The sequence below is a fragment of the Streptomyces sp. NPDC054786 genome (genome assembly GCF_053611685.1).
On the sequence record NZ_JBSHAW010000006.1, the window covers coordinates 138,025 to 162,028 of the forward strand.

Annotated in this window: 24 protein-coding genes, 3 tRNA genes and 1 pseudogene; 10 read left to right on the top strand and 18 right to left on the bottom strand. The window is 71.4% G+C overall.

The features are described from left to right. Positions 1-178: 178 nt before the first annotated feature. The 3 genes from ACWGI6_RS07505 to ACWGI6_RS07515 all read right to left on the bottom strand — a co-directional run bounded on the left by ACWGI6_RS07505 (position 179) and on the right by ACWGI6_RS07515 (position 1,614). On the bottom strand, positions 179-574 hold the full coding sequence (locus ACWGI6_RS07505; RefSeq protein ID WP_453266615.1) for a DUF4192 family protein: 396 nt from the start codon (positions 572-574) through the stop codon (positions 179-181). Then, the gene (locus ACWGI6_RS07510; RefSeq protein ID WP_453266616.1) at positions 529-1,095 is read right to left on the bottom strand and encodes a DUF4192 family protein; all 567 of its coding nucleotides are present in this window, start codon (positions 1,093-1,095) and stop codon (positions 529-531) included. Before ACWGI6_RS07510 ends, ACWGI6_RS07505 begins: the two co-directional genes overlap by 46 nt. A 135-nt stretch (positions 1,096-1,230) precedes the next feature. Further along, complete coding sequence (locus tag ACWGI6_RS07515) at positions 1,231-1,614, bottom strand: hypothetical protein (protein ID WP_453266617.1); 384 nt, start codon at positions 1,612-1,614, stop codon at positions 1,231-1,233. A gap of 184 nt (positions 1,615-1,798) precedes the next feature. Here ACWGI6_RS07515 and ACWGI6_RS07520 point away from each other — a divergent pair, with 184 nt between their 5' ends. Further along, the gene (locus ACWGI6_RS07520) at positions 1,799-2,773 is read left to right on the top strand and encodes an Arm DNA-binding domain-containing protein (protein ID WP_453266618.1); all 975 of its coding nucleotides are present in this window, start codon (positions 1,799-1,801) and stop codon (positions 2,771-2,773) included. A 61-nt stretch (positions 2,774-2,834) separates the two neighbouring features. Continuing rightward, positions 2,835-3,251: a tyrosine-type recombinase/integrase gene (locus tag ACWGI6_RS07525; RefSeq protein ID WP_453266619.1), complete on the top strand. Its 417-nt coding sequence runs from the start codon at positions 2,835-2,837 to the stop codon at positions 3,249-3,251. A 468-nt stretch (positions 3,252-3,719) separates the two neighbouring features. Here the strand turns inward: ACWGI6_RS07525 and ACWGI6_RS07530 are convergent. From ACWGI6_RS07530 to ACWGI6_RS07540, 3 genes are all read right to left on the bottom strand, one after another. Continuing rightward, positions 3,720-3,793, bottom strand: a tRNA-Ile gene (locus ACWGI6_RS07530). A 178-nt stretch (positions 3,794-3,971) separates the two neighbouring features. After that, positions 3,972-4,044, bottom strand: a tRNA-Asn gene (locus ACWGI6_RS07535). Positions 4,045-4,049: 5 nt separating this feature from the next. Next, positions 4,050-4,122, bottom strand: a tRNA-Asn gene (locus ACWGI6_RS07540). 219 nt (positions 4,123-4,341) lie between these two features. Between ACWGI6_RS07540 and ACWGI6_RS07545 the strand changes: the two genes are divergently transcribed. Next, the gene (locus ACWGI6_RS07545) at positions 4,342-4,641 is read left to right on the top strand and encodes a YtxH domain-containing protein (protein WP_453266620.1); all 300 of its coding nucleotides are present in this window, start codon (positions 4,342-4,344) and stop codon (positions 4,639-4,641) included. Positions 4,642-4,707: 66 nt separating this feature from the next. Further along, a complete protein-coding gene (locus ACWGI6_RS07550; RefSeq protein WP_453266621.1) occupies positions 4,708-6,189 on the top strand; it encodes an FGGY family carbohydrate kinase in 1,482 nt (493 codons plus the stop codon). A gap of 37 nt (positions 6,190-6,226) precedes the next feature. Here the strand turns inward: ACWGI6_RS07550 and ACWGI6_RS07555 are convergent, their stop codons facing one another. The 8 genes from ACWGI6_RS07555 to ACWGI6_RS07590 form a co-directional block, all read right to left on the bottom strand. Beyond that, positions 6,227-7,474 (bottom strand): sigma-70 family RNA polymerase sigma factor, encoded by a 1,248-nt coding sequence (locus ACWGI6_RS07555; RefSeq protein WP_453266622.1) that lies wholly within the window; start codon positions 7,472-7,474, stop codon positions 6,227-6,229. A gap of 233 nt (positions 7,475-7,707) precedes the next feature. Further along, positions 7,708-9,624 carry a DNA primase gene (dnaG, locus tag ACWGI6_RS07560; RefSeq protein WP_453266623.1) on the bottom strand — a complete coding sequence of 639 codons (1,917 nt, stop codon included), beginning with the start codon at positions 9,622-9,624 and terminating at the stop codon, positions 7,708-7,710. Positions 9,625-9,978: 354 nt separating this feature from the next. Further along, a complete protein-coding gene (locus ACWGI6_RS07565) occupies positions 9,979-10,980 on the bottom strand; it encodes a pyridoxal-phosphate dependent enzyme (RefSeq protein WP_453266624.1) in 1,002 nt (333 codons plus the stop codon). Positions 10,981-10,989: 9 nt separating this feature from the next. Continuing rightward, positions 10,990-12,255 carry an NAD(P)/FAD-dependent oxidoreductase gene (locus ACWGI6_RS07570; RefSeq protein ID WP_393905586.1) on the bottom strand — a complete coding sequence of 422 codons (1,266 nt, stop codon included), beginning with the start codon at positions 12,253-12,255 and terminating at the stop codon, positions 10,990-10,992. A gap of 251 nt (positions 12,256-12,506) precedes the next feature. Then, on the bottom strand, positions 12,507-13,820 hold the full coding sequence (locus ACWGI6_RS07575) for a deoxyguanosinetriphosphate triphosphohydrolase (RefSeq protein ID WP_453266625.1): 1,314 nt from the start codon (positions 13,818-13,820) through the stop codon (positions 12,507-12,509). Next, positions 13,817-14,698, bottom strand: a complete 882-nt coding sequence (locus tag ACWGI6_RS07580; RefSeq protein WP_453266626.1) for a sirohydrochlorin chelatase — start codon at positions 14,696-14,698, stop codon at positions 13,817-13,819. The genes ACWGI6_RS07575 and ACWGI6_RS07580 overlap by 4 nt, the downstream gene beginning before the upstream one ends. A 138-nt stretch (positions 14,699-14,836) precedes the next feature. Continuing rightward, entirely contained in the window at positions 14,837-15,862 is a 1,026-nt protein-coding gene (locus tag ACWGI6_RS07585; RefSeq protein ID WP_453266627.1) for an adenosine deaminase, read from the bottom strand. Positions 15,863-16,035: 173 nt separating this feature from the next. Further along, positions 16,036-16,476, bottom strand: coding sequence for a gamma-glutamylcyclotransferase family protein (locus ACWGI6_RS07590; protein ID WP_453266628.1), 441 nt, complete (start codon positions 16,474-16,476; stop codon positions 16,036-16,038). Between the two features lie 135 nt (positions 16,477-16,611). On the opposite strand from ACWGI6_RS07590, the gene ACWGI6_RS07595 reads away from it, so the two are divergent. After that, complete coding sequence (locus ACWGI6_RS07595; RefSeq protein WP_453266629.1) at positions 16,612-17,319, top strand: SanA/YdcF family protein; 708 nt, start codon at positions 16,612-16,614, stop codon at positions 17,317-17,319. A gap of 18 nt (positions 17,320-17,337) precedes the next feature. On the opposite strand, the gene ACWGI6_RS07600 is transcribed toward ACWGI6_RS07595, so the two are convergent. Then, the gene (locus ACWGI6_RS07600; RefSeq protein ID WP_453266630.1) at positions 17,338-18,396 is read right to left on the bottom strand and encodes a trypsin-like serine peptidase; all 1,059 of its coding nucleotides are present in this window, start codon (positions 18,394-18,396) and stop codon (positions 17,338-17,340) included. Between the two features lies 1 nt (position 18,397). After that, complete coding sequence (gene cutA / locus ACWGI6_RS07605; RefSeq protein WP_393905579.1) at positions 18,398-18,763, bottom strand: divalent-cation tolerance protein CutA; 366 nt, start codon at positions 18,761-18,763, stop codon at positions 18,398-18,400. Positions 18,764-19,041: 278 nt separating this feature from the next. Between cutA and ACWGI6_RS07610 the strand changes: the two genes are divergently transcribed. After that, on the top strand, positions 19,042-19,404 hold the full coding sequence (locus ACWGI6_RS07610; RefSeq protein WP_453266631.1) for a cupin: 363 nt from the start codon (positions 19,042-19,044) through the stop codon (positions 19,402-19,404). Between the two features lie 222 nt (positions 19,405-19,626). Here the strand turns inward: ACWGI6_RS07610 and ACWGI6_RS07615 are convergent, their stop codons facing one another. Continuing rightward, positions 19,627-20,415: a sulfite exporter TauE/SafE family protein gene (locus ACWGI6_RS07615; protein WP_453266632.1), complete on the bottom strand. Its 789-nt coding sequence runs from the start codon at positions 20,413-20,415 to the stop codon at positions 19,627-19,629. 43 nt (positions 20,416-20,458) lie between these two features. Here ACWGI6_RS07615 and ACWGI6_RS07620 point away from each other — a divergent pair, with 43 nt between their 5' ends. Then, on the top strand, positions 20,459-21,361 hold the full coding sequence (locus ACWGI6_RS07620) for an aldo/keto reductase (RefSeq protein ID WP_453266633.1): 903 nt from the start codon (positions 20,459-20,461) through the stop codon (positions 21,359-21,361). Here ACWGI6_RS07620 and ACWGI6_RS07625 read toward each other — a convergent pair. After that, complete coding sequence (locus tag ACWGI6_RS07625; RefSeq protein ID WP_453266634.1) at positions 21,294-21,662, bottom strand: hypothetical protein; 369 nt, start codon at positions 21,660-21,662, stop codon at positions 21,294-21,296. The two genes, ACWGI6_RS07620 and ACWGI6_RS07625, sit on opposite strands and share 68 nt — an antisense overlap. A 191-nt stretch (positions 21,663-21,853) precedes the next feature. On the opposite strand from ACWGI6_RS07625, the gene ACWGI6_RS07630 reads away from it, so the two are divergent. The 3 genes and pseudogenes from ACWGI6_RS07630 to ACWGI6_RS07640 all read left to right on the top strand — a co-directional run. Then, positions 21,854-22,684, top strand: coding sequence for a helix-turn-helix domain-containing protein (locus tag ACWGI6_RS07630; RefSeq protein ID WP_453266635.1), 831 nt, complete (start codon positions 21,854-21,856; stop codon positions 22,682-22,684). Continuing rightward, on the top strand, positions 22,681-22,902 hold the full coding sequence (locus tag ACWGI6_RS07635; protein WP_453266636.1) for a DUF397 domain-containing protein: 222 nt from the start codon (positions 22,681-22,683) through the stop codon (positions 22,900-22,902). The genes ACWGI6_RS07630 and ACWGI6_RS07635 overlap by 4 nt, the downstream gene beginning before the upstream one ends. A 347-nt stretch (positions 22,903-23,249) precedes the next feature. After that, positions 23,250-24,004: pseudogene (locus tag ACWGI6_RS07640) on the top strand (Ig-like domain repeat protein); the annotation flags it as partial.

Consider the following 24,004-nt stretch of genomic DNA (forward strand, 5'->3'; position numbering starts at 1 on the left):
CCCCTCCTCGGCGTTCCCTGGAGGGACGGCTGTTCTGGTCTTTGTTCCAGGACACGGGCAGGTAGGCAGTGTGGCGTGCGAAGGCGCCGACGGGGTGAGGCGCGGTGCTCATGGGCAGGCGTTCCGGGCGGGGGCAGCCCCGGCGATGCGTCGGGGCTGCCCCGGCGGTCATGGCTTGTTAGAGGCCGGCGAGGCGTTCGGCTCGGGCTTGTCGTGCGACGGCGAGTAGTTCTCGGGGGTCTTCGCGGTCGATGGTTGCGAGGTGGATGCCGGTGGCCAGCTCGTAGTCGGGGTCGGTAGCGATGGCCTGGCGGAAGGCGAGCCGGGCGGGGATGAGATCGTTTTGGCGCCGGGCGACGAACCCCAGCAGGGTGAGAATCGGGACCGCCTCTTGGGTGAAGGGCGCGGCGCAGTGGCGAGCGAGGTAGGACCATAGGCGTCGGGCGTGGGGCAGGTCATGGTCTTCGGCGAAGGCCATGCCGCCTTCCACGGCTCCGTCGTCTTGGAGGCCCACTATGAGGCGCGCGGTTAGCGCGTGGCCGAGTTCGGTTGCGTCGTCGTGGAATCGGCGCATCGCGGTTTCGATGTGGACGTGTGTGGTGTCGAGCGCGGCGTCCTGCCCCAGTTGTGGTGGAAGTTGAAGGCCATGGATTCGAGGGCCTTGAGGAAGAGACGGTCGGCTGTGGGCTGGAACTCCTTGAGGATGTCGCGGGTGCGGGGGCCGGGGGTACGGCCGATGCGGGCCATCTGGGCGGCGATGCTGGTGGGGTCGTCTGCTGAGGTCAGTGGTTCGCCTTCGCAGCAGCCTTCGATGGGGCACTCGAATGCCCACCAGCGGTTCTCGACGAGTCCGATCGTCTGGAGGACGGTGCCGCGGTGCTCGTGCAGTGCGTCGGTGAGCCAGTCGGCGAGCGGTTCCAGAAGTACGGCCGTGTCCCAGGGGGTCTGGCCGGGGCGCGGCTCGCGGCACAGGTAAATGAGGACGCCCTGTTCAGAGTTGCGCCCGAGGCTGTGGGCGCAGTGGATGAATTTGCACACGGCGGTCTTTGTGGCCTGCTGCCATTCGGCGGGGTCTTCGGGCAGGGGGCACGTCATGGTTGCGCCGTCGTGGAAGTTGGGGCCCGGAGCTGTGGAAGGCGATGCTGTCGTCGGGGTAGTGGCCCAGGAGGTACGGCAGGATCTCGGCCAGGTTGGGCAGGCTGGTGACCTGGATCGTCTTTTCGGGTGTGGTCACCTCTTGGTTCCCTCCTTCTTCGGGGTGGTGCGGGTCTCGTTCGCCGGAGGGTGTTTGGCCTTCGGCTCGTCTTTGGGCTTCGGCTCTGGGCGGGGCAGGTGCTTCGGTTTGGTCGTGAGTGCGGGTAGCAACTGGTCACGGAGTACGGAGGCGAGGGCTGCGGAGAGGTCGGCCGTGTGCCGGGTGGCGAGGGTGGCGTGCCAGGAACGGCCGGGTTGAAGGCGGGCGTCGTTGTGATCCTGGGCTTCGGCCTTTTCCTTTTCGGTGCCTGTTGGGATCGGCGGCAGGTCGGGGCCTGTGGTCGCCTGTCTCCCCCGCGCCAACTTGAAACCGACTGCACAGCAGTGTCCGACAGCCGCCGCAAGATGAAGAACGATCACGCCAGACACGTACGGACACGTGCGGACAACCACGACTGGCCTGGCGCCAGTCACGACCAGGGGGTCGGATGTACTCGCCGATCTTCTACCGGCGATGCCAGTGCAAGGGGCCGCTCACCGACAAGAAGGGCAACCCTGTACTGAACGACGACGGGACACCGAAGATCGGGGACATCGGGCTGACGTGCCCGAAGCTGGGCGTAAGGGCCACGGAACGTGGTACTTCGCCCTGGAGCTGGAGCGCGGAGAAAACGGCAAGCGCCGCCGCCCCAAGCGCGGCGGCTTCCCCACCAAGGACAAAGCCGAAGAGGCAGCCGAGAAGCTCTACAAGGAAGCGTCGGCCGGCGGCGATGTCTTGTCCAACGAGACCATGGCCGACTATCTGCGGCGCTGGATCAAGGCAAAGAAGTCCCTCGCCCGCACTACCCGGCACGGCTACCAGGAGCACATCGAGAACTACCTGCTCCCTCACCTGGGCCACACCAAGCGCCGCGACCTACGCGTACGCCACCTCGACCGCATGTACGAGGCCGTCGAGAAAGAGAACGCCGAGCGGGTCCTTCACCGCCTGCGCGTCGGGGAACTGACCCAGGCCCGCGACGCCGCCCACACAGCCTGGGTCCGAGCGGCAGGAAAGAAGGAGGAGCGCCGCCGCACCCGCCGCTGCTACCTCGACGCCAACAAGGCACTGCGCAACGGACGCCAAGGGTTGCGGAAGGTCACCAGCCCCGCAACCATGCACCGCATCAACGACTCCCTCAGCTCCGCCACCGCCTGGGAGATGAAGCGGGAGGAGGCGTTCAGCAAGAACTGGGCCCAGCTCGTCGAGCTGCCAGCCGTCACCAGGCCCAAGCCACTCGTATGGACCCCTGAGCGCGTCGAGCACTGGAAGCAGACCGGCGAGAAGCCCAGCCCCGTCATGGTCTGGACACCCGAGCAAACCGGCGCCTTCCTGGACTTCGCGCGGGACGACTGGCTGTACGCCCTGTGGCACTCCTTCATCTTCCTCGGCCCCCGGCGCGGCGAGATGTGCGCCCTGCCGTGGCCGGAAGTCAGCCTCTCCGCTCTGTGGCTCCGGATATCGGCCCAGATCGTCGAGGTCGCCTACCGGTTGTACGGCGAAGCCCCAAGGCCGACAGCGTCCGCACCCTCAACCTGAGCCAGGAGTCCGACGAGGTTCTAGCACAGTGGCGCGCGAAGCAGAACCAAGGGCGCGAGGAGTGGTCGGCGTCGAAGCCTGGGTCGAATCAGACCGGGTCTTCACCCACGAGAACGGTGAGCCACTCCATCCGGATTGGTTAAGCCGACGCTTCAAGCGCCTGGTTGAGCTGTCTGGCCTACTCCCGGTCCGTCTCCATGATCTCCGGCACATCTCGGCCAGCCTGTCGCTGCTCGAAGGCAACGACAGCAAGGTGGTCCAGGAGCGGCTTGGCCACAGCTCGCGCCAGATCGCCTCGGACACCTACACCAGCGTCCTGCCGCAACTCGCACGCCGCGAAGCCGAGTCCATCACGTCCGCTATACCCCGTCAGGTGTCCTACGACGTCCGCCAATCGCTAGACATCCCCTCCGATGCGTTCCGCGACGACGTCGCCGTCATCTACGCCCACGGCACCCACTACAGCGGCAGCCATTGAGCCATCGGCGCCCAGACCCGACACGACGGGGACCTCCTTGGCGAGATCAGGACGACTGGTCGAGGCCCGGAGCACGCAGCCCATGCCGCGACGAAGTGGATTCGGAACCACTGCGAGAGCGCCGGCTTCAAGGTCTTCCGGGTGGACAACCTCCACGAGCAGTACCCGGAGGACCAGCGGCCTCACTTCACGCTGGTGCGCTTCTTTATCGACCGCGCAGCAAGTCCAGGCCTCGAAGGATGGGCCCCCAGCCGCCCACCTCAGACGGCGCCGCGGGGCAGCAACAAGATCAAGAACCACGACGGGACGCCACGTAGGGGCCCTTGAGTGCCGGCCCGGCGCCCTCCGGCCCCTGTAGGGCCCCTGGGCCTTGGCCTGAACGGATGAACGGGGGCCACCGCACTGTGGCGGTGGCCCCCGTTCTCACGCTTCCCCAGGTAGAAAGGATCTTCGCCCTGGGCGCTGCGGTGGGGCGGGTGGGACTCGAACCCACGGCCGACGGATTATGAGTCCGCTGCTCTAACCGGCTGAGCTACCGCCCCCCACGGCGCGTCGCGCACATTTGTGCGCGCCGTCTGCCGCAGCATAGCCGCTCATACGATCTGTTGCCCGTGAGGGCTGCCGTCGCGCGACCACGCACGCCCAAGAGGACTTCGATCACCGGGGGTTCGGTTCCACGGCACAAGAAAAAGGACCCCTTCCGGGGTCCTCTTCTCTCTGCTCCCCCGACTGGACTCGAACCAGTAACCCTCCGGTTAACAGCCGAATGCTCTGCCAATTGAGCTACAGGGGACCGAGCTCCCCCGACTGGACTCGAACCAGTAACCTGCCGGTTAACAGCCGGCTGCTCTGCCAATTGAGCTACAGGGGATTGCTCTGTGTGCCTCGAATGCGTCGCTGTCCGGGGTTCCGGACGGCGCGCGTTCGCTGCGACACATACATTAGCGCAAGCAGGGGGGTGCTCCGCCAATCGGTATCGCCTCAGGTCACCTCGGGTGATCTCCGGCCCCGGAGGGTAGGCGCGCGGCACAGCCCGGCACTCCGGTGCGTACCGGCACCGGAGGGGTCCGACGAGAGGAAAGGTGGAGCAATGCGCTACCGGCTCACGTTCATCGCGGGACTGGCCACGGGGTATGTGCTCGGCGCACGGGCCGGTCGGGAACGGTACGAGCAGCTCCGCAAGGCCGCCCAGCGGATCACCCAGAATCCGGCGGTACGGAACACCGCGGAGTCCGCCGCGCTGACCGGGCGCGAGGCCGCGTCGAAGGCGTTCGGAACGGTGTCGGCGAAGGTCGGCGACCGGCTGCCCAGCTCCGTCAGCGACCGGGTCCGCTCATTGCGCGAACAGCGCTCCGCGGATGAGGACGACTGGGGCACCAGTAATACCTGAGCCGGAGCCCCCCGGGGCAAGCCCTGACGCTGCCCCTATGCGTCGTATGGGGCATCATCTGAGTCCATGGGGATAGTCGCCGGATTGGACAGTTCGTCCGAGAGCACACGGATCGTCGTCTGCGATGCGGACACGGGTGCCGTCATCAGGCAGGGGTATGCGCCGCACCCCGTCGAGAAGGGGCCCGAGGCCGATCCGCAGGCGTGGCTGATGTCACTCGGCGAGGCGGCGGGCCGTGGACTTCTCGAAGGCGTGCAGGCGATCGGCGTATCCGCGCAGCCGCACGGTCTGGTCCCGCTGGACGTCGAGGGCAACCTCGTACGCCCCGCACTGGTGGGCAATGACAAGCGGGCGCAGAGCGCGGCCGCGGAGCTGATCGACGCGCTGGGCGGGCGCACCGCGTGGGCGCAGGCCGTCGGCGCGGTGCCGCAGGCGACGCATGCGGTGACGAAGATGCGCTGGCTGGCGCGTACGGAGCCGGCGCATGCGGCCCGGATCGTGGAGATCATGCAGCCGCACGACTGGCTGGCGTGGCAGCTGCTGGGGCGTCCCGCGCGGCGGACGACGGACCGCGGCGGGGCCTCGGCGACGGGCTTCTGGTCGGCGGCGACCGAGTCGTACCGGCCGGACCTGGTGGAGCTGGCGCTGGGCCATCAGGTGCGGCTGCCGGAGGTACTGAGCCCCTCGGGGACGGCCGGGTTCACCCCTGAGGGGTTGCTGATCTCCGCCGGTACGGGCGAGACGATGGCCGCCGCCTTCGGGCTCGGGGTCGGCGAGGGGGACGCCGTGGTGTCGCTGGGCGCCTCGGGGTCGGTGTTCGGTATCCACCATGAGGCGCTGGCGGACCCGACCGGCACGATCACCTCGTTCGCCGACGCGACCGGCCGGTATCTGCCGGTGGTGCACACCAGCAATGCCGTGCGGGTGCTGCGCGGTGCGGCGGAGCTGCTGGGGACGGATCTGGAGGGCCTGTCCGCGCTGGCGATGAAGTCGTCGCCCGGTGCGTACGGCATGGTGCTGCTGCCGTATCTGGAGGGCGAGCGGACGCCGCATCTGCCGCATACCGCCGGGTCGTTGCACGGGATGCGGCGGGAGAGCATGAAGCCGGAGCACATGGCGCGGGCGGCCGTGGAGGGCATGCTCTGCGGGCTGGCGGATGCGCTGGACGTGCTGCGCGGGCGGGGCGTGGCGGTGCACCGGGTGTTCCTGCTGGGTGCGGCCGCGGAGCTGGGCGCCGTGCAGGCGGTGGCGCCGGGGCTGTTCGGGGTGCCGGTCGTGGTGCCGCAGCCGGCCGAGTATGCGGCGCTCGGCGCGGCGCGGCAGGCCGCCTGGGCGTGGGGGGTGGCGCACGGCACGCTCACCCCGGCCGCCGGCGCGGAGCACGGTGCGGGCGGCGGGGCCACCTGGGTCGATCCGCCGCAGTGGCCGGCCGCCGCGAGCCAGGTGTTCGAGCCGGGTGAGGAGCTGCCGGTCGGGCAGGCCGTGCGCCAGCAGTACACGACGGTGCGTGACGAGACCCATCCCGAGGCGTTCCAGCGGTCGGTGTGAGGCACCGGGGCGCGCGGAGCCCGGGGGCCCGGCGGCCTCAGTCGAGATAGCCGCGGAGCTGGTCGGCGAAGGCGTGGTCGCGGAGCTTGTTGAGGGTCTTGGACTCGATCTGCCGTATCCGTTCGCGGGTGACGCCGAAGATCCGGCCGATCTCCTCCAGCGTGCGGGGGCGGCCGTCGGCGAGGCCGTAGCGGAGCTGGACGACCTTGCGTTCGCGTTCGCCGAGCGTGGACAGCACCGCGTCGAGGTGCTCGCGGAGCAGCAGGAACGCGGCGGACTCGACGGGTGAGGCGGCGTCGCCGTCCTCGATGAGGTCGCCGAGGGCGACGTCCTCCTCCTCGCCGACGGGGGCGTGCAGCGAGACCGGTTCCTGGGCCAGCCGCAGCACCTCGCTGACCCGTTCCTCGGTCAGGTCGAGATGGGTGGCGACTTCCTCGGGCGTCGGTTCGTAGCCGCGTTCCTGGAGCATCCGGCGCTGGACCCGCACCACGCGGTTGATCAGCTCGACGACATGCACCGGGACGCGGATGGTCCGGGCCTGGTCGGCGAGGGCGCGGGACATCGCCTGGCGGATCCACCAGGTGGCGTAGGTGGAGAACTTGTAGCCGCGTGCGTAGTCGAACTTCTCGACGGCGCGGATCAGTCCGAGGTTCCCCTCCTGGACGAGGTCGAGCATGGTCAGCCCGCGGCCGACATAGCGCTTGGCGACGGAGACCACCAGGCGCAGGTTGGCCTCGATGAGGCGGCGCTTGGCCATCCGGCCCAGAACCACCAACTTGTCGAGGTCGAAGGCGAGTTGGGAGGAGAGGTCGGGGGTGTTGGTGAGCTTCTCCTCGGCGAAGAGACCGGCCTCGACTCGGCGGGCGAGCTCGACCTCCTCGGCGGCGGTGAGCAGCGCGATCCGGCCGATCTCGCGGAGGTACTGGCGGAAGAGATCGGAGGACGGGCTGCCCGCCTCGGGGCGCGGCACCGGCTCCGGGGCGATCTCCTCGACGATCATTTCTGCGGCGGGTGGTTCGGCCTGCTGCGGCACGGTGATCGGCTCCGGGGCCGGTTCGGTGTCCGGTTCCGCGGCCGGTTCGGTGACCGGCTCCACGGCGGGCGGCGCGTCGGCGAGGGTCTGGGTCTGCACGGGGGCGACCTCCAGGGTGATCGCTGCTGAGGCGGCAGAAAGGTCGGGCACGGTTGCGGCCGAGCCGCTGTCCGTCCCGTACGTCAAGCGCGGTTCCGCGGGGGATTCCGGCGCGGTGCGACCGGGCCCGCCGCGCTCCGAGAACTCAGGCACCGCTCCTCAGTGTGGAGTACGACACACCGCCGCCACGAGGGGCGTGCGACCACTTTTTGAGTCCGGTCCGTGACCGGACGGCTACCGCGGGGAGTGCCCGGGGGTGCTGGGGCATGTCCGCAAGGCCCCGCCGTCGGCCCGAAGGGACGGGCTCGCGGCGTCCGGGGCTGGGTCTGGTGCGCTGCACTCGCTCCGTGGGGAGTGCGTGCCGGGCGGGGCTTGGCGGACGCGCTCTACAGGGCGGCGTAGCCGCGTTCGCGCAGCGACTGGCCGTACTGCTGGAGGACCCAGAGTTCGTTCTGTACGGCGGCGAGGTGTTCGGGGTCGGCGCGGGGGCCGAGGCGCTGGAGGGTGCCGCGGATTTCGGTGACGCGCTGATTGACGGCGGCGAGGCGGACGGCGACCAACTGGACGCCGGCATAGGCGTCGTCGGGGTCGCGGCGGGTGTGCAGCGGTTCGACGGCGAGCTCGGTGACCATGGCGCGGACGGTGTCGTCGGGGGCGGCCTCGCGCACCCGGGGGACGTACGCACTGTCGTTGGCGCCGGCCGCGGTGCCGCCGGCGTCCTCGATGCACTGGCGGACCACGGCGTAGGGCGGGGCGGTGAACTCGTCGGCCCCGTAGGCGTCGAAGGCCGGGGAGACCAGGTCGGGGCGCTGCAGCGCGAGCTTGAGGAGCTCTCGCTCGACGCGGTGGGCGGGGCTGCGGAGATTGAGCGCCGGGCCGCGCGGACCGGGCGCGGGGCGGGCCTGCTCGGCGGCCGGGGGCCGGCCGCCACGCTGCTGACGGCCCTGTTCGGGGCCGCCGTCACGGCCGCGCTCACGGGCCCAGCGGGCGAGCTGGCTAACGCGGCGGACGACGAACTGGGTGTCCAGGATGCCGAGCATGCCGGCGAGCTGGACGGCGGATTCGTGCTGGATGGAGCTGTTCTTGATGTGGGCGACGATGGGGGCGGCCTCGTCGAGGGCGGCGGCGCGGCCGACGGTGGTGTCGAGGTTGTGCCGGGAGACGACATGGCGCAGCGCGAACTCGAAGAGCGGGGTGCGGGCCTCGACGAGATCGGCGACGGCCGCATCGCCCTGGGCGAGCCGCAGGTCGCAGGGGTCCATACCGCCGGGGGTGATGGCGATGGAGGTCTCGGCGGCGAACTTCTGGTCGTCCTCGAAGGCGCGCAGCGCGGCCTTCTGGCCTGCGGCGTCGCCGTCGAAGGTGAAGACGACCTCGGAGCCGGAGTTGTCCATCAGCAGTCGGCGGAGGATCTTGATGTGGCCCTCGCCGAAGGACGTACCGCAGGTGGCGATGGCGGTGGTGACACCGGACAGATGGCAGGCCATGACGTCCGTATAGCCCTCGACGACGACCGCGCGGTTGGTCTTGGCGATCTCCTTCTTGGCGAGGTCGATGCCGTAGAGCACCTGGGACTTGCGGTAGATGGGGGTTTCAGGGGTGTTGAGGTACTTGGGGCCGTTGTCGTCGTCGCGGAGCTTGCGGGCGCCGAAGCCGACGACCTCGCCGGCGATATCGCGGATCGGCCACATCAGGCGGCCACGGAAGCGGTCGATGGGGCCGCGGCGGCCCTCCTGGGAGAGGCCGGAGAGCACCAGCTCCTGGTCGCTGAAACCGCGGCCGCGCAGAAAGCGGGTGAGGTGGTCCCAGCCGGCCGGGCTGTAGCCGACGCCGAAGTGCTGGGCGGCGGCCTGGTCGAAGCCGCGCTCGGCGAGGAACTTCCGGGCGATCTCGGCCTCGGCACCGTCCAGCTGATCGACGTAGAACTGGGCCGCGACCTTGTGGGCCTCCACCAGGCGGGTGCGCTCGCCCTGCTGGCGGCCGGGGGTGTAGCCGCCCTCCTCGTAGCGCAGGGTGATGCCGGCCTGGGAGGCGAGCCGCTCGATGGTCTCGGCGAAGGAGAGGTGGTCGATCTTCATGATGAAGTCGACGGTGTCGCCGCCCTCCTGGCAGCCGAAGCAGTGGTAGAGGCTCTTGGCCGGGCTGACGTGGAAGGACGGGGACTTCTCGTCGTGGAAGGGGCACAGGCCCTTGAGGTTTCCGCCCCCGGCGTTGCGGAGCTGGAGGTACTCGGACACGACGGCGTCGATCGGGACCGCGTCCCGAACCGCCTTCACGTCGTCATCGTTGATCCTGCCTGCCACGCGTGAATTCTACGGCCGGGGTCGGACACTCCTGGCCGCGCCTCCGCGAGCGCCGACGACTCCCCCCACCCCCGAACCCACCCCCGCCCCCTCCCCCGAAGGGGGAGAGGGGGAGGGGGCGGGGGAGCAGCCGGGCAGAGGGAGCGGGCGAGCGGGGCGAGCAGCCGCACAGGACGAGCAGGCCGAGCAGCCGCACAAGCCGAGCAGGGCAACCAGCCGCACAAGCCGAGCAGGCCGAGCGGGGCGAGCAGCCGCACAGCACGAGCAGGCCGAGCAGGCGCAGCCACGGACGCGAACAGCCGCCGCACACAGGCGCCGGCCGGGCACAGTCACCCGGAAGGCTGTCGGTGCCCGTCAGCCCAGCAGCTCCAGAAAGCGCTCCACCCCCACGTTGCCTCCTGAGATGATCACGCCGACGCGGGGTGGGAGCGGGTCGATGCGCCCGGCGAGCAGGGCGGCCAGGGCGCTGGCGCCGCTGGGCTCGATGACGATCTTCAGCCGTTCGAAGGCCAGCTTCATGGCCGCGCGGATCTCGTCGTCGCTGACCAGGACGACCGAGTCGAGCAGGCGCCGGTTGACGGCGAAGGTCAGCTCGCCGGGGGTTTCGACGGCCTGGCCGTCGGCGATGGTGCGCGGGACGGGGACGGTCACGCGGTGGCCGGCGGCCAGTGAGCGCCGGGTGTCGTCGCCGGCCTCCGGCTCCACGCCGATCATCCGGATGCCGGGGACCAGGGCGGTGGCGGCGGTGGCGGCGCCGGCCATCAGCCCGCCCCCGCCGACCGGCACCAGCAACGCGTCGAGCGGGCCGGTCTCCTCGATCAGTTCCAGGGCGGTGGTGCCCTGGCCCGCGATGACGTGCGGGTGGTCGAACGGCGGGATCAGGGCGAGGCCGCGCTCCTCGGCGAGCCGCCGGCTGAGGGCGGTGCGGTCCTCGGTGTACCGGTCGTAGTAGATGATCTCGGCGCCGTATCCGGCGGTGGCGTCCTTCTTGGACTTCGGGGAGTCCTCGGGCATCACGATGACGGCATGGCTGCCCAGCTCCCTGGCGGCCAGTGCGACGGCCTGGGCGTGGTTGCCGGAGGAATGGGCGACGACCCCGCGGGCCAGCTCCTGCGGGGTCAGCCGGGAGAGGGCGTTGTAGGCGCCGCGGAACTTGAAGGCGCCGCCCCGCTGGAAGGTCTCGCACTTGAGGTGGACCTCGGCGCCGGCCAGTGCGTCGAGGGTGCGGGAGCGCAGCACGGGGGTGCGGTGTGCCACTCCCGCCAGCCGCCGGGCGGCGTCCCGGACGTCGTCGAGCGTGACGACCGGGACGTCGGTGCTGCCGGGGCCGGTGGAACCGATGGGGTTCTGCGTCATGCGCGCACGCTACGGGAGCAGTGAGGCCAGCGGAACCTCCGGATCCGCCAGCGCCCCGGGCTCCAACCGCGCCCCGCCCCGGATCAGTTGCTGGATGGATTCGGCGACGTCCCAGACGTTGACGTTCATCCCCGCGAGCAGCCGGCCGTCCGCGCCGAGCCAGAAGGCGATGAACTCCCGCTTGGCGACGTCGCCGCGGCAGACGACCTGCTCGTAGGAGCCGGGCGGGGCGTAGCCGGAGTACTCCATGCCGACGTCGTACTGGTCGGAGAAGAAGTACGGGATGCGGTCGTAGCTGATGTCCTGGCCGAGCATGGCGCGCGCGGCGGCCGGGCCGCCGTTGAGGGCGTTGGCCCAGTGCTCGACCCGCAGCCGGGTGTCCAGCAGCGGGTGGTCGGCGGCGGCGACATCGCCGGCGGCGTAGATGTACGGGTCGGAGGTGCGCAGCGCCGCGTCGACGGCCACGCCGCCGCCGGCCTCCGGGTCGGCGAGGTCCAGCCCGGCCTGTTCGGCGAGCGCGGTGCGCGGGGCGGCGCCGATCGCGGCGAGCACATCGTGGGCGAGGTGCTCCTCGCCGTCGTCGGTGCGCACCGCGAGCACCACGCCGTCCTGCCCGACGATCTCGGTGAAGCGGGCGCCGAAGTGGAAGCGGACGCCGTGTTCGCGGTGCAGATCGGTGAACAGGCCGCCGAGTTCGGGTCCCAGGATGCCGTGCAGCGGTGTCGGCGCGGCCTCGACGACGGTCACCTCGGCGCCGTAGGAGCGGGCCGCGGCGGCGACCTCGAGGCCGATCCAGCCGGCGCCGGCGATGACGAGGTGTCCGTTGTCGCGGCCGAGCGAGGCCAGTACGCCGCGCAGCCGTTCGGCGTGGGCCAGGCGGCGCAGGTGGTGCACGCCGGCCAGTCCGGTGCCGGGGATGTCCAGGCGGCGCGGCTCGGCGCCGGTCGCCAGCAGCAGCTTGTCGTAGGCGATCAGGGTGCCGTCGCCGAGGCGTACGGTCCTGGCCTCGGGGTCGAGGCGGACGGCGGGCTGGCCCAGGTGGAGCTCGATCTGTGCCTGGGCGTACCAGGCGGGTTCATGGACGAAAACGCTGTCGCGCTCTTCCTTCCCGAGCAGGAACCCCTTGGAGAGCGGGGGACGCTCGTACGGGTGGTCGCGCTCGTCACAGATGAGGATCACCCGGCCGGTGAACCCTTCCGCGCGGAGAGTCTCCGCGGCCTTTGCGCCGGCCAGGCCACCCCCGACGATGACGAACGTCTGGTGTGCGTCGACCACTTGCTTCCTCCTCGTTGCGGTGCCGTACGTCCGCGTCCGCGTCCGTAAACGCCCCCCGATGTGCCCCCGGTCTGCTCTCCCCCGTTGATGCCGTTGCCGCCGTCGGGGTTCCCGTCCGCTGGTGACCGGGGTCTCCCGTGCGCTGTGGTCAGGGTTCTCTGTTCACTGATGTCAGGGTGCTCCGTTCGAAAACGGCCGGGTTCGAGCGTCCCGCACGGAGCGTGAGGGGGGAAGAGGGACTCCCCCTAGGGTTACCCGCGGTTGCCCGTGGTGTGACCAGGGTTTCGGGTGAGACGGGCGTGCAGAGAGCGGGCCGAGGTGTCGGTCAGGGCCGCGATCTGGTCGATGACGGCGCGCATCCGCGCGGTGTCGTCGGGGGCCGTGTCGAACAGTGAACGGAACTGCGGGTCAAGGCCGTCGGGGGCGCGGGCGAGCAGTGCCTCGGCCAGTTCGGCGATGACGACGCGCTGGTCGGCACGGAGCGCTTCCTGGTCGGGGCGCTGCATGACGTACCGGTCGGCGACGGCTTTCAAAACGGCGCATTCCAGCCGCGTTTCGGCCGGAACCACCAGCTCGGCTCCGTAGCGGGTGAGCCGCCCGCTCCCCCACCGGGCCCGGGTCGCGGCCTCGGCCGCGAGACAGAAACGGCCGATCAGCTGGCTGGTGGCGTCCTTCAGGCGGGCCTGGGCGAGCGCGGAGCCGTCGTAGCCGTGCGGCCACCACTCCTGGTCCAGGAGGCGGTCCAGCGCCGCGGTCAGCTCCTCGGATCCGGCGCCGGGCGCATAGCGCTCACCGGCGACCGCGAAGATCTCGGCGCGTTCGGCGTCGGCGAGCAGGAGGTTGGGGTCGAGGTGTCCGGCGTGCAGCCCGTCCTCGACGTCGTGCACCGAGTACGCCACATCGTCGGACCAGTCCATGACCTGCGCCTCGAAGCTCCGCGCCCCGTCGGGCGTGTCCTGCCGGAACCAGTCGAAGACCGGCAGGTCGTCCTCGTAGACCCCGAACTTCGGGGACACCGGGTCGGTGGGGTGCGCGCCGCGCGGCCAGGGGTACTTGGTGGCCGCGTCGAGGGCGGCGCGGCTGAGGTTCAGTCCGACGCTGACCGTCGAGCCGTCCGGGGCGGGCACGAACCGCTTGGGCTCCAGACGGGCCAGCAGCCGCAGCGACTGGGCGTTGCCCTCGAAGCCGCCGCAGGGCACGGCGACTTCGTTGAGCGTCTGCTCGCCGTTGTGCCCGAAGGGCGGATGGCCGAGATCGTGCGCCAGACAGGCGGTCTCGACCAGGTCCGGGTCACAGCCGAGGGCCGCGCCGAGCTCCCGGCCGACCTGGGCGCACTCCAGGGAGTGGGTCAGGCGGGTGCGCGGGCTGGCGTCCCATGCGGGGGTGAGTGCGCCAGGGGTGACGACCTGGGTCTTGCCGGCCAGCCGGCGCAGCGCGGCCGAGTGCAGCACCCGGGCTCGGTCGCGCTGGAAGGCGGTGCGTCCCGGCCGTTTGTCGGGCTCGGGGACCCAGCGCTCGGTATCGGCCGTGGTGTAGCCGGGGATGGTCGGTGGTGTGCCCGTCATACAGCGACGGTAGCCGCCCTGGTGCTCTCGGGGTCGGATCCGGTACGCGCAAGGAGCGCCTGGTCGTAGCGGTGCAGTACGAGACGGGCCAGCGCGGGGTGGTCGCCCAGGGGCGCGGCGGCGGGCCCGGGGGCGGCGGCCGCGCACTGGGCGGCGAAGCGTCCGGGGGCGGTGAAGCAGCCGGCGACCGCGATCCGGTCGTGTCCACGGGCGGTCAGCGCACGGACCGCGTCGGCGACGGTGGGGGCGGCGGAAGAGGCGTAGGCGGGCAGGACGGGGGTGCCGCCGAGCCGGGCCGAGAGCAGCTGTGCGATGCGCTCGGTGTCCTGGGCGGACCGCGGGGCCCGGGAGCCGGCGGCGGCCAGGACCACGGCGGTGCGCGGGGAGCGGTCCCCGGGGAATCCGGCCTCCAGCAGACGGTCGTGCAGCGCCTCCGCGAGGAGGGTGTGCGGCCCGAGGGGTGCGGCGACCCGGCCCGTCAGGTGGGGTGCGGCCGTCAGCGCGGCGGGCAGGTCGTGGGTGACGTGATGGCCGCAGCCGAAGAGCAGCGGGACGAGGACGGCCGCACCGTGCAGCTCCGCGAGGGTGTCGGCGAGCAGCGGACGGTTCAGCTCGATGTGCCCGAGCCGTACGGGCAGACCGGGGCGCAGCGCCCGGACCCGGTCGAGCAGCGCCCGGACGGCGGGCAGGGCGCGGGGGTCGCGGCTGCCGTGGGCCACCGCGACGAGGGTGGGGGCGGGCGGTGCCGGGTGGCGGAAGCCGTGCAGCCGGACCCGGCTGAGCCTCCTGCTGAGCTGTGCGCTGATCTCGGCGGCGAGATCGCCTGTGCCGAGGGGGGCGGGGGACGCGGAGGGCAGGTGCGGTATCGGCGCCGTCATGGCGTGAGCGTGCCAGCCGGGCGTTGCGGTGCCGTTACCCCGCGGCGAACTTCGTGTTCCCTCCGGCTGCCACCGACAGTCGGCGCGGGGAAAGGACGGGCGGCAGGGGACCTCGCACGCCCTGCCGCCCGCTCCCGGCTACCCCTGGTGCGCGTCGACTTCCTTCAGGTACTCCGCGCGGGCCGCCTCATCGAGGAACGAGGCGTGGAAGGAGTTGCGGGCGAGGGTGCGCAGGGTCTCCCCGTCGAGGCCGAGGGCATCGCGTACGGCGGTGAAGTTGTCGTCCGCGTAGCCGCCGAAGTAGGCGGGGTCGTCGGAGTTGACGGTCACCAGCAGCCCGGCGTCCAGCATCGCGGGCAGCGGATGGTCGGCGAGGTCGTCGATGACCCGCAGCCGGACGTTGGACAGCGGGCAGACCGTGAGCGGCACCTGGTCGGCCACCAGGCGGGCCACCAGCCGCTCGTCCTCCAGGGAGCGCACACCGTGGTCGATCCGGTCCACGCCGAGGATGTCCAGGGCTTCCCACACATAGGCCGGGGGCCCCTCCTCCCCCGCGTGCGCCACGCACTTGAGCCCGGCCTCCCGTGCCAGCGCGAAGACCTCCCTGAACTTCGACGGCGGGTGCCCGACCTCGGCCGAGTCCAGGCCGACGGCGGTGATCCGGTCCAGGTACGGGCGGGCCGCCTCGAAGGTCGCCAGGGCGGATTGGGCGCTCTCGTCGCGCAGGAAGCACATGATCAGGCGGGTGGTGATGCCGTAGGTCTCCCGGGCGCTGTCCAGCGCGCGGGCCAGGCCGTTGATGACCGTGCCGATCGGGACGCCGCGCCCGGTGTGCGCCTGCGGGTCGAAGAAGATCTCGGCGTGCCGTACGCCCTGTTCCTTGGCGCGGGCGAGATAGGCGTGGGCGAGGTCGGCGAAGTCGTCCTCGGTGCACAGCACGGCCATCAGCGCGTAGTAGAGGTTCAGGAAGGACTGCAGATCGGCGAAGGAGTAGGCGCGGCGCAGCTCGTCCTCGGTGGAGTACGGCAGCGCGACGCCGTTGCGCTCGGCGAGCGCGAAGGCCAGCTCGGGCTCCAGGGTGCCCTCGATGTGCAGATGCAGCTCCGCCTTGGGCAGCGGCGCGGGGGCGGTTGCGGCGGAGGGGGAGGACGGGGAGGAAGCCACGCGGGTCACACCTGTTCTGCGGTACGGAAAGGGGCCTCGGTCAGCGAGGAGTCGTCCAGGTTATCCGGGGTGGGGCCCGGTGCCGCGGCGGCGCCCGGGGCGGTCGCCCGCCGGTCTCGTTCCGCGGCGGCGAGGGCCCGCCGCGCGCCGGTTTCGCCCGACCGCGGCGCCGTTCAGCCGGCCGCCGTCCTCGATGCCGTCCAGTTGCCGCTCTCGATGGGGGTGCCGGTGGCGTGCAGCCGGGCGGCGAGGCGCTCGGCCGCGAGGTAGACCCAGGCACGTACGGTCCGGCCGTCCGCGCACACGGCCTCGGTGCTCACGCGCTCGTAGAGGTTCTCCGGGTCGCCGGGGGCGTAGTCCTCCAGCCGGTCCAGGACGGCGCACACCTCGTCGTAGTCGGCGTCGCGGGGCAGGACGAGGGCACCGTGGACCACCGCACCGGCGGGTCCGGCCGTCGCGTACGGGTATCCGGGGCCGTCGTACAGCAGCGCGCCACCGATGTGCGCCGGTTCCTCGGCCGCGGTCCGGCCGCGCAGGGCCCAGGCGTGGTTGGCCTCGCCGGGGCGCAGCGTTCCGTAGACGAAGAACGGCAGCCGCTCGGGCTCGGTGGTCATGGCGCTGCTTCCTCTCCGGGACAGGGTGCTCCCACTGCCACGATGCCAGGCCGCCGGTGCAACCATCACGGCGCGGTGGGCGTCGCAACCAGCGAGATCGATCACGACATACGTGATCGGGGACGGGGGCACGGGATGCGAGCGCAGGGGCCGGGGCCGGTTCGGCGCATACGGAACGGGGTGCGCCGGATACGGCTGCCGCGGACCCGGCGTGGCCGGCGCCGCGCCTATCAGGTCGTCGTGGCCCTGACGGTGCTGGCGCTGGCGCCCGCGACCTGGATGAACGCGACGGCGGGCCCCCGGGTGCGCAGTGTCGCGGACGTGCCCGCCGCGCCCGTCGCCATCGTGTTCGGTGCGGGCCTGTGGAACGGCGCGCCGTCGCCGTACCTCGCCCACCGGCTGGACGCGGCCGCCGCACTGTACGACCGGGGCACGGTCCACGCGGTCCTGGTCACCGGCGACAACAGCCGGCACGACTACGACGAGCCGGATGCGATGCGCGCCTATCTGGTGCGGCACGGCGTCCCGGCCCGCAAGGTCGTCAGCGACTATGCGGGCTTCGACACCTGGGATTCCTGCAGCCGTGCGCACCGGATCTTCGGCGTGGACCGGGCGGTGCTGGTCAGCCAGGGCTTCCACATCCGGCGCGCGCTGGCGCTGTGTGCGGCGGCCGGTGTCGATTCGTACGGCGTCGGGGTGGCCGCGAAGCACGATGTCACCTGGGCGTACGGCGGTGTCCGGGAGGTCTTCGCGGCCGGGAAGGCGGCGGTGGACGCGCTGCTGCGGCCCGATCCGCACTTCCTCGGGCCGCACGAGAAGGGGGTGACGGAGGCGCTGCGGTAGCGCCTCCGCCCCCTCGGATCAGGCCTGTGACGCACGGGAGTAGAGGTCGAGGACCTTCGCCCCGAAGTACGGGCTGTAGGAGATGCGGTCGTTGTCCGGCCCCTTGGGGCCACCGCCGTTGAGGCCGCCGATCAGACCGATGACCCGGCCGGTCCCGCTCTCCTCGTCGAAGTCGGTCAGCCAGGGGCTGCCGGAGGTGCCGCCGTAGAACCCGCCGCACTCCATGCGCAGTTCATGGCTGCCGGACAGCCGGCTGGTGCGGGTGGCGCAGCGTACGGCCCGGTCCTGGGGGTCGTGACGGACGTCCGGGTAGCCGACGACGGTGACGTCATTGGTGTAACCGGGCGTCGGGGAGAGGGTGTTGCCGCCGGTGACCTCCTCGAGGGGGCGGCCGTCCTCGCCGGGGGCGACGGTGGCGAAGGCGAAGTCGAGGTCCGCCCCGGCGCCGGTGGTGCCACGGCCGGGGTAGGCGAAGGTGTCGTCGATCGCCCAGACCCCGTAGGGCTGGTGGGCCGCGCCGGAACGATACTGCGGGACAAAAGCGGCCCGGGTTCCCGGGTTGCAGTGCCCGGCGGTGAGGATCAGATTGCCGTGCGGGCTGTGCACCACGCTGGCGGTGCAGTGGTGCGCCCGGGCGTCCCCGTCGACGGAGAACAGCACGCCGACGGACCGGATGCCGTCGAAGTGCCGTGCGGTGGCGGCGGATCGGGCCGCGGGGGCGGCGGCCCGGGTCCGGGGGCCGGGCGCGGCGGTGGGTGCGGTGGTGTCGCGCCCGGCCGACGGTGCGGCGGGGGCGGCCGGGGCGTCGCGCCCGGCGGGTGCGGCGGCCGCCATCCGGTCGGCCGTCCAGTAGGCGGCGGCGTCCCGGCTGGTCCAGGTGGCGCCGGGAGCGGGGGTGGGCTTGCCGGTGCTCGGTGCCTCCCCCCGCCCGCCGTCGACCGCGTGGCTGACGGGTGCGGTGGCCAGGCACATCGCCATGCCGAGGACGGCCGTCGTGGTCCTCCTCCATCGCCGCCGGCCGGGCCGGTCCTGCTCGACTCGCGTCATTCCGTCGCGGCCGGTGTTCTCTCGCTGCACGTCAGCTCGTCTCCTTCGCGACCCAGGACAGATAGCCGGCGCCACCGCGGGTGACCGGCGTGGCGATGATCTCGGGGGTGTCGTAGTCGTGCGCCTGCAGGAGATAGGCCTCCAGAGCCTCGTAGCGCGCCTCGGCCGTCTTGAACAGCACCTGCCACTCCTGGCCGGTCTCGATCGCGTTGTCCCAGCGGAACACCGAGGTCACCGGCGCACTGACCTGCGCGCAGGCGGCGAGCCTGCCCTCGATCGCACCGCGCGCCAGTTGCCCGGCCTTGGCTTCGCTGTCGATGGTCGTCATGACGGTCAGGAATCGGGCCGGCCGCCCGGCGGGATCGGGCGGCTGGTTCGGGGCATTCGGGTCGGCCACGGTTGCGCATCCTTCATGGTGGGGGGACGGGCGGGACGGTGGGGCCGCATCGGTCAAGCACGCCTGACCGATGGCACGGGACCGCATCGCATCGTACGACCGAGATGATCATCCCGTAAGTGACGGGCCCGCCCCGCGGCGGTATTGACCCGGACGCCGTCCCGCTCCGGACGCCGACGCCGGGGCCCGGGAACACGGTCCCCGGTTGCGTCCCCCCGTGCACAGGCAACGATGGAGAGGGAGCCCAGCCGCCGGTCCGCACGCGAAAGGCCAGCATCATGGACGATCTCGACGCGCTCGCCCGCCAACAGCTCGACGAGGCCAGGACCTCCGCCCACGGGCGCAGCGCCCGGCTCTTTCTGCACGACGGCCCGCTGCGGCAGACCGTGATCGCGCTGGTCGCGGGCGCCGAGCTGGACGAACACAACGCACCCCCGGCGGCGAGCCTGCAGGTGCTGCACGGGCGGATCCGGCTGACCGGGCCGGGCGGCGGCCGGGAGTTGACGGCCGGTCAGGTCGCCGACCCGCGGGAGCGGCACGGCCTGCTGGCCGTCGAGGACTCGGCGGTGCTGCTGACGGCCGTCACGGAGATCGCGGCGGGGGCGCGCCCCACGGCGGCCGCGGGGACGGTGCGGGACTAGAATTTCTGGGTGTTCACATTTTTCTGAATCTTATGCAGCCTCTGGAGAATGACGAGTCCGCGTACGGGCCCCGGTACGGCTCCGCGTACGCACCCGAGCACGAAGGTGCGGCTGACCGGGGAGAAGGAGCCGCGTCGTCGCCCGCGGTGCGGGACATGGCGCGGATGTACCACTGCCGGTTCTGAGCCCGGCGGCCGGCGGCGGGACCGGCCGGTGCCCGGGTCAGACCGCCAGCCACTGGTCGTAGGCCAGCTTGCACAGCAGGGCGACGACCACGACCACCAGGACGCCCCGGACGAAGCCGGCGCCGCGCTTGAGGGCCATCCTGGCGCCCACCATGCCGCCGACGAGGTTGAACAGCGCCAGCAGGGCGCCGAGTTGCCACAGCACGGTGCCCTGGACCGCGAACATCGTCAGCGCGCCGACATTGGTGCAGACGTTCACGACCTTGGCGGTGGCCGACGAGGTGACCAGGTCCATGTGCAGGATCGCGGTGAGCGCGACGATGAGGAACGCGCCGGTCCCGGGCCCGATCAGGCCGTCGTAGAAGCCGATGCCCAGCCCGGCGACGAGGACGGCCGTCACGACGCGCAGGCGGGAGACCGGCCCCGAGGGCGCGGGCGCGGTCCCGAAGGCCGGGCGGAAGAGGAGGAAGGCGAGCACCCCCAGCAGGACGCCCATGATCAGCGGGCGCAGCACCTCGCTGTTGATGCCGGCCGCGAAGAACGCCCCGGCCAGCGAGCCGCCCATCGCGGCGAGACCGATGCGCAGCGCGCTCCGCACATCGATCGGGGCCTTGCGGACGTAGGTGACCGCGGCCGCGGTGGTGCCCACGATGGCGGTGGACTTGTTGGTTCCGAGGACGTACGCGACCGGGGTGTGCGGCAGTCCGACGAGCAGGGCGGGGAGCAGCAGCAGTCCACCGCCGCCCACCACGGCGTCGATCCAGCCCGCTGCGAGAGCGGCCAGGCAGAGCAGGGTCACGGTGAAGAGCGATATGTCAGGAGGCACCGGTTGATCTTATGAACCGCGCCCCGCTCTACGCTCGGCATTCATGGATGCCGCAACCGAAGGGGCCGAGGCTGTGCGAACCGTCTTTCCGATCGGTGGAGAACTGACCGTCGGCCGACCGGGGTTCGGGACCGGCGGGCTCGTCGGCCCCGGCTACTGGGGACCGCGGCACGACGATCCCGAGCGCTCCGTCGCCCTGCTGCGCCGGGCCGTCGAGCGCGGCGTCACGCTGATCGACACCGCCGACAACTACGGCCCGGACGTGGCCGAGGAGCTGGTGGCGCGCGCCCTGCACCCGTATTCGGCGGGTCTGGTGATCGCGACGAAGGGCGGGGTGGTCCGTACCGGCCCGGACCGCTGGCACATCGCCGGACACCCGGAGAACCTGCGTGCCATGTGCGAGGCGAGCCTGCGACGGCTGCGCACCGACACCATCGACCTCTACCAGCTGCACCGGCTGGACCCGGAGGTGCCGATGGCCGACCAGCTGGGCGCGCTGCGGGAGCTCCAAGAGGCCGGGAAGGTCCGGCACATCGGCCTGGACTCCGTCACCGCGGACGAACTGACCCGGGCCCGGGACATCACCCCGATCGCCTCGGTGCAGAACCGCTACAACCTGCTGGACCGCGCCGCGGAGGACGTCCTGGAGCTGTGCGAGGAGCGGGGCACGGCGTTCCTGCCGTGGTTCCCGCTGGGCAACGGCACACTGGCCGAGGGTGCGGGCACGGCGCTCGCCGCGGTCGCCGCCCGGCACGGCGTGGCCCCCGGCCAGATCGCGCTGGCCTGGCTGCTGCACCGCTCCCCCGTCCTGCTGCCCACCCCCGGTACGGGCTCGCCCGCCCACCTCGACGAGAACCTGGCCGCGGCAGACATCGCCCTCACGGCGGAGGACTTGACGCAGCTCGACGCGGCCGCCCGGCCCGCGGGCCGCCGTCGTCTTCCGTGACGGCCGCCTCGGGGGCGTCGGCGGGCGCGGGGAGGCGCCCGCCCCGGCTCTCCGCGACGCGGTGCACCTCGACGAGCGATTCCGTCAACTCGACCGTCAGCAGGTGCAGTTCACCGGAGGTCCAGCTCCGCCCCGCCAGAACGCGTCGCGCCTCCGCGATGAGTTCGACGGCCAGCGCCAGCTGCGCCGCCTCCATGGCGTCGGCGACACGGGACACATATCCGCTCCCGTCGCCGACGAGAAAGCACGGCTTGCCCTCCGGGCCGGTCCACGGCAGGAGCCGCGCGATGGCGTCGGTCATGTTGTCCACTCCGTAACTGCGGGGCTGGTGCGTGGCAGTGGCTCGATCACCCCGGCCGGATACCGGGTGTAGCCAATTGGTCACCGGAACAACGCGACGGGCAATAGGATGGGGATGCTTGAACCGGCCTCGCTCAAGTCTGTGACCTGCCGCGATGCCGGTATGCGCGCATATGACGAGAGGTCACCGCGTTGGACGAGACGACGCCGCCCGAGCACTTGAATCCGCTACAGCGTTTCGGCCGTGACATCAGACAGGTACGGCTGGCCCGCAAGCTCACACAGAAGCACCTGGGCAAGGCCACCGGCTACTCCGAGGGGTACGTCTGCAAGGTCGAGGCCGGCGCGCTGCTGCCCAGACCCAGCCAGAAGTTCGCCATGGGCTGCGATCTCACCTTCGGGACGGGCGAGTTGTTCGCGGGGCTGTTACGGAGGATCGACGAAGGGGATCACCCGAGTTGGTTCGTGCCGTATCTGAATCTGGAGCGGAAGGCTTCGCGGATACTGGACTACTCGGCGAGCTTGGTGATGGGCGTGCTCCAGACCGAGGCGTATGCGTGGGCAGTCTTCCGGGCCTCACATCCACGCGAGGACAAGGAGCTGATCGAAGGCAGAGTTGCCGCGCGCTTGCGCCGTCGTGAGCTATTCGGGCTGGAGACTCCTCCGCACCTGTGGGTCATCCTGCACGAGACGTGCCTGCGATCGGTGATCGGTGACGCCAAGGTCATGGCAGGGCAGCTTGAGTACCTGCTGACGGCCGTTGAGTCACCGCATATTGATCTCCAGGTCCTCCCATTCTCTGCCGGGGCACCAGGGGCGCATACGAGACCGTTCACGATGCTCACCTTCGAAGGTTCTTCCACGGTTCTTTACGCCGACGGCCCGCAGGGTGGCAAGCTGTACGACTCCGCCCCGACTGTCGCGTTACACCTCGACAGTTACGATCGGCTGAGGGCGCACGCGCTGTCCCCCGGCGAATCACTGGCCCTCATCAAGTCCCTGGTGAAGGAGTACAGATCATGAGCAGTGACTTCGCCCTCACGCGCACTGAGTGGACCAAGTCGTCCTACAGCGACGGCGACGGCGGCCAGTGCATAGAGTTCTCCCGCGCCCTCACCGAGGCTCACGGCCTCGTCCCCGTCCGCGACTCCAAGGACCCCGACGGTCCGGCGCTCATCTTCCCTGCCGCCGACTGGTCGTCGTTCCTCACGGCCGTCAAGGGCGGGGAGTTCGCCGCCTGAGCCCCGGCAGCACCTCCGCATGATCGGCCCCCGTCGCCCGGCGGGGGCCGTCGTCATGTCGGCATGCGGCCGGGGGGTCGGTACCGCACGCCGATGCGCGCTGCGCCATTCGGGTCAAGACGATCCCCGACTGTGGTGTGGCGTCGGGCCGGTCGCTTCAATCGGTGCTACCGACGGTGGGGTGCCCATCCCCTGTCGGGGGACCATGAACGGCTGCCGGCGTGATGCGGCTTCGTCGTGTTCTTCAGGGCACCCCGACAGGTGTGCGCGCTCGGACGGCTCCCTGTCCTCCCGGCGTGCCGCAGCCCCCACCTCCTTCACGGAGCCTTCGAAAGGGGCTGTCCAACATGGCACTCGCTCTCACTCTCACCCCGGCAACCGTCGCGGTGGGCCAGACCTTTACAGCCGCCGTCACCGGTGCCGCACCGGGGGAAGTGATCACCTTCACCTACGACGCGGTTGCCCCGCAGTCGGTAACCGCCGACGCCCTCGGCAATGCGAGCGTCACCTTCACAGCGACCACGTCGGGCACGGTAGTTGCTGCCGGTGCCACCAGTGGCGCCGTCACGGCGACCCTGACCGTCACGGCCGCGACGAACTGTGTGGTCACTCTGACGTCCTCGCCGGCCAACCCGGCCGCAGGACAGCCGGTGACCCTGACCGCCACCGTCACCTGCGACGGTGTTCCCGTCTCCGGGGCGACCGTGGTCTTCGCGACCACCAGCGGCTCGCTGGGCGTCGGCGTCACCACTGCGGCGGGCCAGGCCACTCTCACCACCAGCCTGCTGCCGACCGGCGCCAACGTCGTCACCGCCACCGTGATCGCCGCCACCACCACCTGCACCTGCATCGGCGTCTCCGCCACGGCGACCGTGAACGTCACCGCGGCACAGAACTGCGCCATCACCCTGACGTCCTCGCCGGCCAACCCGACCGCAGGACAGCCGGTGACCCTCACCGCCACCGTCACCTGCGACGGTGTACCCGTCCCGGGCGCGACCGTGATCTTCGCGACCACCAGCGGCTCCCTGGGCGTCGGCATCACCACCGCCGCGGGCCAGGCCACCCTCACCACCAGCCTGCTGCCGACCGGCGCCAACGT